Raw genomic sequence first — 12,198 nt, forward strand, 5'->3', positions numbered from 1 at the left:
AGTTGAAGTGTCGGTATAATTGGTTAATGGGTGGCGCGATTTTGACGTAAAATAACTGAGTAAAATCTTAGTTAACGGGAATGAAGAAGAAGATAACTTTTACAGACAGGGAAATGCAAAGAGCATGGCGTGAAAATTCTTCTGCCTCTCATAATCATAATGGAGTCCGAACTAATGCCCACCGCTTATTATTATTTTATGCTGTTGAATGTGGTTTAAAAGCAGTGTTGATGAAGAAAAAGGAAGTAAATCGTACTGATTTATGTCCAGAAATATTAGAAGAGGGGCATGATATAAATGGGTTGTTAGAATGTTTATACCCTGGTAATAATTCATTGCAAATGTGGAAACTACCAGAACAGTTATTTATTCAAGATATTCAGGATAATTCTCATGTTAAGATAAAACAAGAACGACAATTAACGCCTGGTAAAATTAACCAGATTTGGCGCTATGGAGGAAAGTTTATCTTAAAAAAAGATGAGGATGAGAATAAACGGGAAAAAATAACAGACGAAGACATAGAAAAAAAATTGTTAAACATTGTTGAATTGATTAAAAAAGAACTTCAAGGACTATGAAAGATTTTAAATTACTGACTTGGCTTGATATTAGAAGAATTTTTCGCCGCAAAACTAACTATGGGACTAATTTACCAGAGAACATAGTAAGTATTAGGTGTTTTTCTGATGCTGTAGAAATAAATATTTCCGATGAAAATTTTATAAATAAAGTCAAGGACGTATTAAAAGAAAAAGAATGGTTTGGAGATTGGTACGATGAAGAGGAATCTGTTATTCGATTTGATATTGGTGATGCTACATTACCCGTGGAATTTATCTCAGAAGAAGAACCTTATATAACAGATATTGAGATACGTCCTTTTTGGGAAGAAATTGCTTATTTAGAAAGTAATTCAGAAAATGATTCAGAAACAGAACCTGCTGTCAAAAAAATAGTTAAGCTTCCAGAAGCATATACGGAAAAACCTAGTTTAATAGCGTTTTATTCTTTTAAAGGTGGTGTAGGAAGAACATTAAATTTAACAGCCCATCTTTTTGCTTTGTTAGATAGAGCTAAAGAGTTAAATGAGTCTATAAATGTGTTAGTTATTGATGCTGATTTGGAAGCACCAGGTCTTACCTATTGGAATGCGTTAGCAAAACAACAACCATCCGTTTCTTTTATTAATTTTTTAGAAGTTTACCATTATTCACCAATTGATAGAGAAGAAGCACTTGCTTTATTTGCTAACGAAGTAAAAAAATCAGTGAAACATGAAGGAAATTCACAAGTTTATTTTTTACCTGCATTTCTAAAAGATAATGAATTATTAGATATACCCATTTTACCTGAACATTTAGTCAGAGGTATAGATGGAACATGGGAATATGGTAATGCTATTCATCATTTAGGTGAAATTTTAGGTGTAGATTATGTTTTTATTGATTTGAGAGCAGGTTTAAGTGAAATATCTAGTCCTATAATTTTTGATCCCAGAATCCAGCGTTTTCTTGTCACAACAATCAATGATCAATCTATTCAGGGTACAAGTTTAGTTTTAAAACAAATTGGCAAAGTTGCACCATTAGAAGCAGAAGTTAAAGATAAAGAATACTATGATCCATCAATAGTAATTAGTATGTTAAAAGAAGAATTTAAAAAATTACCAGCATTTAATAATGCCTTGTTTGAATTAATATCTGCTTATGTACAATCAGAAGAAGATAAGTTAGATGAGCCAAGATTGGAAATAAAAGAAGCTTATTTTGTAGAGGAATTACTTTATGTAAATGACTGGGAAGATGCACGCTCTAAATTAAATAGAACTTCAATTTCAGTCATGGGAATTGCTATAGACTGGGCAAAACAACAGTTACCAAATCCAAAAAATCAGGAATCAATCTCAGATGATACACCGGAAAACAATTTACAGCAATCCGTCCAAAGACTTAGAGATTTGTGCCGGAGATATGAGTACGCTGAACAAGGACAAGGAGAAGATTTACTAATAACAGAACCTTTGCGGAACTTAGCTACTAACTTTAGAGATAAATTACCTCATATAGTATCAATTGGAGCTAAAGGGGCTGGAAAAACTTTTAATTATATACAGTTATCACGTTTTAAATATTGGGAGAATTTCCTGAATTATATTGATCATAGAAATAATGAAACTGAGTCAAAAACCCATATATTTCCTGTACTTGAGTCCATTAATGTTCAGGATAATGCAAAAATTGTTATCAACCAAGCTAGAAATGAGGTTAGAGAAGCTTTAGGTAATAATATTCCTGAATTTGTGCATTCAGAGTATACAACTAGGGTTAAAAATGCAGTTAAATACCAAGATTGGAATGAACCTAAATGGACAGACTTCTGGGTTGGTGAAATTGCCAGATCTATAGGTATTAATCCAAATATAGATACTCCTAATACACTTGGTACAATAAATCAATATTTAAAAAATAAGGGATTAAAGATTATCTTTTTGTTTGATGGATTAGAAGATATATTTCAGGAAATCGGTTCTAGTAATCAAGAGAAGATTGCTTTAAGAGCTTTAATTGATGATTTACCAAAGAAATTATCAGAAATTAGGCAATCTCATCTTGGTGTAATAATTTTCTTACGTCGTGATTTTATCAGATATACAATTACTCAAAATTCAAGTCAGTTTGAAAGCCTTTACCGTGCTTATGATTTATATTGGAATCCAGATTCTTTCTTGAGATTAGTTTATTGGATTTGTAGTGAATCTAATGTGATAGGTGCAGAAAAAGATAGTATTTACAGTCTAACTCAAGAGAATATCATAGATGAATTAGAGCAACTATGGGGCAAAAGACTAGGGACAAGAGAAGCCTACACAGCTTCTTGGGTATTTGCAGCTTTAACAGATTTTAAGGGCAGGCTTCAAGCCAGAGATATTGTCCGTTTTTTGTATAATGCAGCTGATATTACAGTAAATAGTAAAGAATTACAATTTGCAAAATGGTCTACAAGCCGACTTTTACCTCCTCCAGCAATTCGTCGCGCTCTGAAACCATGTAGTGAAGAAAAAGTGACAGAAGCTAAAGAAGAATATCCAGCTTTCAAAACATGGGTAGAAGATACACTTCCTAAATATCCTGCGACTCAACGGATCATCCCTTTTGCTGTAGAAGAGTTTGACATGGATCAAAAAACAGTAACATTATTAGAAGAAATGGGAGTGATTTATGAAGATAAAGAAAAAGATGAAATAAAGCGATTTTATATGCCTGAGATTTTCCGAGAAGGTTTAGGTTTTTCAGGTAAAGGTGCGCGACCTAAAATAGTAGCTTTGAAGCGTCGGGTGCTAGGAAAAGGGATTTTGTAATTATCTTTTTTTGAATTTCGCCAATCTTCAGTGAATAGTCGAATAAATAACAACGGACAACTGACTAATGACTAATTTGCATTTTGCTTAAAATTCGTCGTGAGACATTAAAAAATATCAAACCTAAAATTATATCATGGTCAGCGTTACATCGCCGCCACCATGAATTGAGCGATAAACATGGTGATCCTCACTCACCAAATCTTCACGGTGGTAATTGGCGTGATCGGATTCGAGGCTTAATTCATTCCCATCTAACTTGGATGTATAAGCACGAATATCCCAGTGTTGTCCACTATGTACCCGATTTAATCAAAAACAAAAACATCGTTAGAGTAGATCGCTACTACTACCTGTGGGCTTCCCTGGGGTTCGTGTTGCCCACCCTCTTAGGCGGATTGTACCACTGGAGTCTAGCGGGAGCGTTAGCAGGATTTATTTGGGGAGGTGTGTTCAGAATTATTTGGGGAGGACATACCATTTGGTCAATTAACTCCTTCTTGCACTGCTTCGGGATGAGCCGCTTTGAGACCGAAGAACACAGTCATAATTTTGGGCCGATTGCCTTACTGACCTTCGGTGAATCATGGCACAACAATCACCATGCGTTTCCCGGCTCTGCTTCCTTTGGCTTGGAGTGGTATCGCCTAGCCCGGATTTCTCACAAAGAAAAGAAAAAAAGGGGTCAAAAACTGCGAAAATGTATATCTAAAAAGCATTTCAGCAATTATAAAATATGACCCCAATAAGAACAGATAGTACACCAAAACAGTTCACTTTTAAACAAGAAAAACTCCCTCCAGTAGTAGTGAATTTCCAGGGTGGTAAAGTAACATCGGATGCAGGTCTAAGTTTAATTGCGGAAATAGACCGAAAATTGCAAATAACATCACGTTTAGCTTTGGGTTTCCAAGACTACAGAAAGCCAAATAAGACGTTACATCCCATAGAAAGCTTATTAACACAACGGATATATGGCTTAATCATGGGATATGAAGACTTAAATGACCATGAAGAATTACGTCATGATCCCATGTTCGCACTGGCATTAGGAAAAAGCATTAGTCAAGAGAAGGAACAACAATTAGAATTATTTAGTGATAGAACCAGTACCCATACATTTGCAGGTAATCAATTACGTTTGTGGTTCTCTTCCATTGCTTATGTTTTGATGAATGCTTTGCGAAATAAATGTTTAGTTAAAACTGAATTACAGAATGCTCAAGTTGGGACTATCCGTACCAAGTTGTTGAAGTTAGGAGCTTTGATTACAATAACAACTAGACGAGTTTTAATTGCGATTAATAGTTCTTGTCCCTATCAGCATATTTATGCTACTGCTTACCGTTGTTTGCAGTTGTTACCCAATCCTGGTTAATTCTTTTGGGACGATTATTACGCTCATTTTTAGCTTTAATTTAGGGTGGGGATAAAAGTTTTTTCTTCACTCTGTTTTCAGATGCCTAATTTTACTATTAAATTATTTATATCAGTATATATTGCCTGAATAGCTCTTGATATTTAACTGAGTTTCTCAAATATATACTTAGAAGATTTCCTTTTTTCATCTTTGCTATTTATGTATCAAATAAACTTCCTTTTTTTCGCTTTTTATGAATATTTTTTTTCGCTTGTGAGAAATCCGGGCTATGTAGCTCAAATTCTAGAGCAGTCTTCAGTCACAGAAGTAACTGAAGTATTCCAAACCGCAGAAATAGATAATAGCCATCCTGAATATAAACCACTTTCTGGGATGAGGAAATGGATTAGATACGGGTGGTATCCGTCCATCGATATCATCAGTTTAATTGGTGGAATTGCCGCGATCGCTTCTTTGCGGAATCAAGGCATTAGTCTGGTTGACTTGGGAATTTTGCTTTTCATGTTTAACTTCGTTGGTTTGGGCGGAGAAGCAGGAATGCACAGACTGTTTGCCCATAAAAGCTATAAAGTAGCTAAACCCCTACGCATTCTGCTGGCACTAGCTGGCTCAATGGCAGGTGAAGCGCCCATCATTGAGTATGTAGCTTATCATCGTTGCCATCACATCTATGCCGATAATGAGGGCGATCTCCATTCCCCACATTACATTCAGGCTAACAAACCTTGGGCTAGGCTCAGAAATGTCTGGCACGCTTTTTTCTGGTTCTGCTCTGCTGAATATTGATTGGTGGCAAATTGATCCGAGTGGTTCATTTATTAGCTTACTTGAGAAGCTTGGCTGGGCTTGGAATATCAAGCGGCCAACTCCTGATCAAGTAAAAGCAAAAAGATTTAATCCCGGAATCGGTAGCTGAGTTGTTTCTAGAAAGTGATTGGAAGATATGAGGATTTTATTGATTTATGGATGTTACCAGCAAAATTGAAAAACTAAATAAACCTATTGCCAAAATCAGAACTCCCGCTGATCTGGTTTCTTTACAAGAAAAAATTCAGACATCTCCCTTTACGGTTTGGATGAACGTAGAAATCACTGCTTGTGAAGATGGCTTTGTGGAATTAATTGTCTCGATGCGAGAGGAATTAAAACAGCATAATGGTTTTACCCACGGAGCTGTAATTGGTTTTTTAATTGATAGTGCCTGTTGTTGGGCCGCAGCTTCTAAGGTAGGAGATGTAGTTACTGCCGAATACAAGCTGAACTTTATTGCCCCTGCCGTTGGCGAAAAATTAATTGCTCGAGGTTATGTCATTAAATCGACTTTTAGCCAAGTCATCACCCGGGCTGATGTGTTTTCTGTTAACGGGACTAAAGAAACCCTTGTTTCTACTGGTTTAGCCACTGTAACTCCCTATGGTTGAATCCCAGAAAACAATAATCTCCGGTTAAGTTGAGGCAAAATCCTTCAAATTTCCCACACTGATTTAATCTGGCAAATCATTAGTAGGACTTTCCGAAATATAATCTGCTTACAGAAAAAATGGTAGAACGTAAATTTTAACGCCTACCATTTGTCTACCATCTTTAATGGACAAAAGAGAATATGTCAAACTTAAATTCTTCTGAAATAGATTACGATTTATTCGCTCCAGAGTTTCTGTTCAATTCCTATCCATTATACAAACTAATCCGCTCGAAAGACCCTGTTTATTATTACAAAAAAGGGGGGTTTTGGTATTTAACTAGATATAAAGATGTAGAAGCTAGCTATCAAGATACCCGATTGAGTTCTGATCGAAGTTCTTTATTCGTCCAACAGTTAGAAGGTGTAGATTTGAACACTATTCAGAACTTTAGATTTCTGATGGGGAATATGATGGTAGAAAAAGATCCACCCCACCATACCCAATTACGTAAAATCTCTCTTCCGGGATTTCTACCACGAGCTTTAGAAAATTGGCGTTCGATAATTCAAGAAACAACTGATAATTTACTGGATATTCCCAATGGTATAAATGCGCTTCTAAATCACCCACATGAATTACGGCGACTCAAAGAAAATCCCGAACTAATTGATTCTGCCATAGAAGAAATGATTCGTTTTGATGCCGCTGCCACACATTCCTTGCGAGTTGCCAAAGAAAATCTGACTATTGGTGGCAAGGAAATCTCAGCAGGTAGTGTTGTTGCATTAGGAATTGCGGCGGCTAATCACGATCCAGAAAAATTTGAGAATCCAGAAGTTTTCAACATCACACGCTCACCCAATGAACATTTGGGTTTCGGTAAGGGTATTCACTTTTGTTTAGGGTCAGTTTTAGCTCGTATGGAATTAAAAATTTGCTTTTCTACATTGCTTAAAAGAATGCCAAATTTAATGTTTGACCCTAATTACACCCCTGTTGTCAAACGTAATAGTTTAGCGTTTAAGGGTTTTGAATCATTACGAGTAAAATTCTGAAAATCATATTTTTCCCAAGACTTTTAGTAAATTTAGCCTTTGTAAATTTGTCAATTTGAGTCCTCAAAAGTAATACTTTTTCATCAAGTAGAAGTGCTGTATATCTAATGCTGTGCAGTGGTTTTAACCTGGGATTCAGGTGAGATCCTTTGCTAAAACCTAAGTTTAATTCAGAGGTTATTATGCCCGCAAACAAAATTATCAAACAGACTGTTGCTGAGTTTTATGGAACATTTGATTCAGTTAATTTACCGCTTGGCGGTAGACAACTCACCACTGGGGTTATTTCCGTAATTCAGAACCCCGATGTACCAAGTGTAATCACGTTCAATACGAACACCAATCAAACTATTTTTGATCTCAACTTTTTACTTGATTTTCCACTCTTGAGTGTTTTGGGACTACAACCCATCCCAACTTCTATCTATGAAACAGGTTCATATCAAGTGAATGGACAAGATTTAATAGCTAATGTAACAGGTGTAGGTACATCCGCAGGTTCTTCTCCTTTTGCAGGAACAAAGACTTTCCCCGTAGTCCAATGGAAAGTCACTAGTCCATTAGATACCTCTGTTTTCCTTGGAGAGATTGAATCAGAAGTTGTAACAATTGTTCCCCCTTCTGGTGAGCAGGTTCAAACTAAAGGCACTGGTAAAGCCATAGTTACCATCAAGCTTTCAAAAATTGCGGATGATGTCTTTAAAATCTCGAATAGCAGTGGCAAATCAAAAATTAAGGTTACTCTAACAGAAAGAAGTTCTAATCTTGTCAATGAACTGGGAGTATTCACCGTTGATGATGCTCAAGGTAAAATTAATGGTATCGCTCCAGGAACAGCAGGTTACGCCCAAGCGGCTTTAGAGCGATTTAAGGTAATTTTCTCTACTATTGCTAATCTCCCCAATGGGTTTAATACCGATAATTTGACACATTTGTTGGAATTTAATTCCGGTGATAACTTGAGATTTTATTTGGTGAAAAATAGTACAACTGATGCTGTAAAGGCTGGAGTAACTCCATTTACAGACATACTATTTTCAGATTCTTTAACCCAAAAGATTACAGATTTGGGGAATGATGACTTTTCCCTAGCTTGGAAAGATGGTTCTGGAAATAATGCGACTGACTTTAATAATCTAGTAGTGAAATTTAGTCCCACAAATGATTCCTTACCTTTAGGTACAAATCTCCAAGGAAAACCCCAAGGAGAAGTGATTGATTTACGGGGTATTACAAGTCAGGTAAAAGCTGATTTTGTGGTCAACAGAGAAGCAGCTTTCAATAATTTTATCGGCTTCTATCAAGTAACTGATGAAAATGGTGGTATTGACTCCAATGGAGATGGTAAAGCCGATATTTTCGCTGGACAACCTGGTTATGTTGAAGCGGCAGTTCGTGGGCGTGTTGCAGGTATTGACTTAACAGTTAATAACCAAGGTACAGCGACTTACACAGGAACTTTCCAACCAGGTTCTATCTTTGTCCCATTTATTATTGTTAATGATAGACCTGATGCTTTACTTGATAGCAATCCCAATAATAATCCAGCAGTTTACTTCCCCTTCTTGGGAGCTAATGCTGATAAAGTAGATCACATTCGCTTGTTAGGGAATAACGTCTTTGGCTTTGAGGATTTACCAAACGGTGGTGACAAAGATTTCAATGACGTGATTCTTCGAGTCAATATGAATATTGTTTAGTGATGTAGAAAGCAGGTAGGGGTTTAGCAATGCTAAACCCCTACATTTATACTCAGAATTGGGATATTTTTTGAGTTGGAAGTCCCTTATTTACTGGCTGAGTACCGTGATGCACTCATAACAAATCCCATCTATTCTCTACCCGTAGGTAAACCTAACTTGTGATTGGTAGGAGTAGAAGAGGGTTCATTGTAGGCTATTTTTAACTTTGGTTTAGCACTACCGCCACTGCCACCGCTGCTACGTCTTTCATCGTTACCTCTACCTTCTTTTGACCAAGAGGAACGGCCACCGCGACCACCACCAGAACTACGTTCCCGTTCTCCACCATCACCACGTTTGTTAATTCTGGGTTTGGGAGTTGGGCTTTCGTCTACGGGCAGGTCTACTCCTGATATTAACCAAGCAGGACGGGTTTGATCGTAAGCGATTTGTAAAGCAGCCGCAGCGATCGCATGAGCATCATATTCCTCAATCATTTCGCTGATAATTGGCAAGAAGGAAGCTAACCGTTCCCCAGTTAAAGCTTCTGCCACTTGTCCTCTTAACTTCTGGATATGTTGGGCTTCAATCTGCGCCTTGGTAGGAATAGAGAGAATTTGCCAAGTTTGACGGTTATGGCGTTCAAATGCCTGTTGTTTGCGGCGTTCAAAAGATTGTACTAAAGAAATTGCCGTTCCTTCTTTTCCAGCCCGACCAGTCCGACCAATGCGGTGAACATAGGTTTCGACGCTATCAGGTAAATCAAAGTTGATTACATGAGAAAGTTGGTCAACGTCCAACCCACGCGCTGCAATATCAGTAGCGACAACCCAACGAACTTGACGGTTACGGAAACGGATTAATAGGCGTTCCCGTGCTTGTTGAGACAAGTCACCATGATATTCATCCACACTATGACCAGCAGATTGCAATTGACTGGTTAATTCTGCCGCTGTACGCCGGGTGCGAACAAAGATTAAAGCTGTTTCTGGATCTTCCATTTCCAGAATTGGTTGTAAAGCTTTAGCTTTTGTCCAATGACGGGGAATCATGTAAGCCACTTGATTGATTTTATTCGGTGCGGCTTTGGGTTGTTCAACGGTGACAGTCACCGGTGAGTTCAAAAATTTATTTACCAACATCCGAATTGATGGTGGCATTGTCGCGGAAAATAATGCTGTTTGGCGTTCATTAGGCGCTTGGGAAAGAATTCTTTCCACATCGTCAATGAAGCCCATGCTTAACATTTCATCAGCTTCATCTAAGACAAACCATTTGACTTGATCTAGCTTCAAGTTACCACGATCTAGTAAGTCTATGACCCGTCCTGGTGTCCCGACAACGATTTGCGCCCCACGTCTGAGTTGCATAATTTGACGGTCAATTGATTGACCACCATAAATAGCCGCTGCTTTCAAGTAACTGTTACCAATAAATTGGGAAACAGCCGCATGAACTTGAATTGCTAATTCACGAGTTGGGGTTAAAACTATTGCTTGTACAGCTTTGAGGTTCTCATCTAACCGCTCTAAAATTGGTAGAGAAAAAGCTGCGGTTTTACCTGTTCCTGTTTGCGATTGACCAACTACATCCCGACCATTTAATAGTTGAGGAATTGCTTGGGTTTGAATATTTGTAGGTTCAGTAAAACCCATGCCTTCTAACAATGTAGCCCGTTCTGGGGAAATGCCTAATTCTTGAAATGATAAATTCATTAACGCTCCTAGATTTGATTGTAAATTTGGGACTGGTAAACCGATACTTATTTGTAAATTAAGTCTTATACAACAGCAGATAGCAGATGGGAAGATAATCTATCACTATTGATAACTTGACCATAGAGGTCATAGGCATCGGCACTTTGAATTGCTACTTTGACGATGGTTCCTAGCCTAGCCTCTCCTTTAACATAGACTTGACCATCAACTTCGGGAGAAAATCTGCCGGAACGACCGATTAATTCTCCACCTTGGGGATTTTCCTGTTCAATCAGGACATCAACTATCTTGCCGACTTCCTGTTGATTTTTCTGGAAAGAAATTGGCTGTTGTAATTCCATTAGGCGATTACGGCGTTCCGTCATCACTGCCGCTGGAATTTGATTGGGTAGATTGTAGGCAGGAGTTCCTTCTTCTGGTGAGAAAGTAAAAACACCAACATGATCAAATTTATGTCGTTGGGTAAACTCTAATAAATGTTGAAAATGCTCTTGAGTTTCTCCAGGAAAACCAACTATAAATGTGGTTCTGAACACTGCTGATGGTAGGGCAATTTTCAGCCGTTCCATAATCCCATCATTGATCTGTCCTTGCCAGGGACGATTCATAGCCCGGAGAATTTCTGGATGGGAATGTTGCAGTGGCAAGTCCAAATATGGCAAAACGTTGGCAGTTTCTTGAATAGCTGCAATCACATCCGCTGTTAATCCGGTGGGATAGGCGTAGTGCATCCTAATCCAAGGTATATCTACTTTGCCTAATGCCCGCAGCAATTCGGCTAATTTGGGTTTGCCGTAAATATCTAAGCCGTAATTGGTGGTGATTTGGGAAATGAGAATTATTTCTTTGACACCTTGACTTGCCAGTTGTTGGGCTTCGGCAACTATTGATTCAATGGTACGCGATCGCTGATTTCCTCGCAAATGGGGAATAATGCAAAATGCACACCGATAATCACAGCCTTCTGCCACTCGCAGGTAAGCTACTCCTTCAGTGGTTGTCCGATAACGGGGTGTGGTTTCGTCGGCTATATAAGTGGGTTCAGCAGTAATTTCTTTAACTCGCTCTCCCTGTTCTACTCGCTCGATGACATCAACGATTTTGTGATAATCGCCTGTCCCTACTACCGCTACTGCTTCCGGCAATTCTTCCAATAATTGCTCTTGAAAGTGTTGCGCCATGCAGCCAGTAATCACGATTTTTTTCTTGGCTTCCGCTAGTTCTACTAGGGTTTTTACTGATTCTTGTCGAGCGGCTTCGATAAAACTACAGGTATTGACAATTACGTAATCTGCTAATTCTTCGTTACTATCTACACCATAGCCTGCATTCACTAGCAGCCCTAGCATATGTTCTGTATCAATCCGATTTTTCTCGCAGCCCAGGTGAGAAATGGCAATCGTTGGCTTTTCACCCATATTTTCAATAAGTCTTCCGTTTTTCCTTGTTAATTAACATTTAAGCATTGGGTCGGGAATAAATACAGCAGATCACAAGTAAACTAATCAATACGGGTTTAGCAGTGCTAAAGCTCTACCTAATAACTCACTCGGTGAATTTTGCTATAATTTCCACCCAACTACCCGCCACTAATT

Annotated in this window: 9 protein-coding genes and 2 pseudogenes; 9 read left to right on the forward strand and 2 right to left on the reverse strand. The window is 38.1% G+C overall.

Annotated features, from left to right (window positions below; all coding sequences use genetic code 11):
• Positions 1–80 precede the first annotated feature (80 nt).
• The 9 genes and pseudogenes from ANA_RS16410 to ANA_RS16445 all read left to right on the forward strand — a co-directional run bounded on the left by ANA_RS16410 (position 81) and on the right by ANA_RS16445 (position 8,903).
• Positions 81–581 carry a hypothetical protein gene (locus tag ANA_RS16410; RefSeq protein WP_015081156.1) on the forward strand — a complete coding sequence of 167 codons (501 nt, stop codon included), beginning with the start codon at positions 81–83 and terminating at the stop codon, positions 579–581.
• Positions 578–3,361, forward strand: a complete 2,784-nt coding sequence (locus ANA_RS16415) for a ParA family protein (RefSeq protein ID WP_015081157.1) — start codon at positions 578–580, stop codon at positions 3,359–3,361. Before ANA_RS16410 ends, ANA_RS16415 begins: the two co-directional genes overlap by 4 nt.
• Positions 3,362–3,444: 83 nt before the next feature.
• Positions 3,445–4,101, forward strand: a complete 657-nt coding sequence (locus ANA_RS16420; RefSeq protein ID WP_174783353.1) for a fatty acid desaturase — start codon at positions 3,445–3,447, stop codon at positions 4,099–4,101.
• A pseudogene (locus ANA_RS28580) lies at positions 4,098–4,406 on the forward strand (transposase); the annotation flags it as partial. The gene ANA_RS16420 and the pseudogene ANA_RS28580, both read left to right, overlap by 4 nt.
• Before the next feature lie 24 nt (positions 4,407–4,430).
• Positions 4,431–4,739: pseudogene (locus ANA_RS28585) on the forward strand (transposase); the annotation flags it as partial.
• A 255-nt stretch (positions 4,740–4,994) separates the two neighbouring features.
• The gene (locus tag ANA_RS23670) at positions 4,995–5,528 is read left to right on the forward strand and encodes a hypothetical protein (RefSeq protein WP_148279068.1); all 534 of its coding nucleotides are present in this window, start codon (positions 4,995–4,997) and stop codon (positions 5,526–5,528) included.
• Between the two features lie 176 nt (positions 5,529–5,704).
• Entirely contained in the window at positions 5,705–6,163 is a 459-nt protein-coding gene (locus ANA_RS16435) for a PaaI family thioesterase (protein WP_015081158.1), read from the forward strand.
• 182 nt (positions 6,164–6,345) lie between these two features.
• Positions 6,346–7,203, forward strand: coding sequence for a cytochrome P450 (locus ANA_RS16440; protein ID WP_041458111.1), 858 nt, complete (start codon positions 6,346–6,348; stop codon positions 7,201–7,203).
• A 182-nt stretch (positions 7,204–7,385) separates the two neighbouring features.
• Entirely contained in the window at positions 7,386–8,903 is a 1,518-nt protein-coding gene (locus tag ANA_RS16445) for a DUF4114 domain-containing protein (protein ID WP_083881480.1), read from the forward strand.
• A 131-nt stretch (positions 8,904–9,034) separates the two neighbouring features.
• Here the strand turns inward: ANA_RS16445 and ANA_RS16450 are convergent, their stop codons facing one another.
• Together ANA_RS16450 and rimO are read right to left on the reverse strand one after the other, a co-directional pair.
• A complete protein-coding gene (locus ANA_RS16450; protein ID WP_015081159.1) occupies positions 9,035–10,600 on the reverse strand; it encodes a DEAD/DEAH box helicase in 1,566 nt (521 codons plus the stop codon).
• A 65-nt stretch (positions 10,601–10,665) separates the two neighbouring features.
• The gene (rimO, locus tag ANA_RS16455; RefSeq protein WP_015081160.1) at positions 10,666–12,021 is read right to left on the reverse strand and encodes a 30S ribosomal protein S12 methylthiotransferase RimO; all 1,356 of its coding nucleotides are present in this window, start codon (positions 12,019–12,021) and stop codon (positions 10,666–10,668) included.
• Positions 12,022–12,198: the final 177 nt, after the last annotated feature.

It is taken from the genome of Anabaena sp. 90, from assembly GCF_000312705.1.
Classification (GTDB): Bacteria; Cyanobacteriota; Cyanobacteriia; order Cyanobacteriales; family Nostocaceae; genus Dolichospermum; species Dolichospermum lemmermannii.

Excerpts from the sequence above, each read along its gene's own strand:
- rimO (WP_015081160.1), bottom strand. The coding sequence starts at position 12,021 with ATGGGTGAAAAGCCAACGATTGCCATTTCTCACCTGGGCTGCGAGAAA.
- ANA_RS16450 (WP_015081159.1), bottom strand. The coding sequence starts at position 10,600 with ATGAATTTATCATTTCAAGAATTAGGCATTTCCCCAGAACGGGCTACA.
- ANA_RS16440 (WP_041458111.1), top strand. The coding sequence starts at position 6,346 with ATGTCAAACTTAAATTCTTCTGAAATAGATTACGATTTATTCGCTCCA.
- ANA_RS16445 (WP_083881480.1), top strand. The coding sequence starts at position 7,386 with ATGCCCGCAAACAAAATTATCAAACAGACTGTTGCTGAGTTTTATGGA.
- ANA_RS16410 (WP_015081156.1), top strand. The coding sequence starts at position 81 with ATGAAGAAGAAGATAACTTTTACAGACAGGGAAATGCAAAGAGCATGG.
- ANA_RS16435 (WP_015081158.1), top strand. The coding sequence starts at position 5,705 with ATGGATGTTACCAGCAAAATTGAAAAACTAAATAAACCTATTGCCAAA.
- ANA_RS16415 (WP_015081157.1), top strand. The coding sequence starts at position 578 with ATGAAAGATTTTAAATTACTGACTTGGCTTGATATTAGAAGAATTTTT.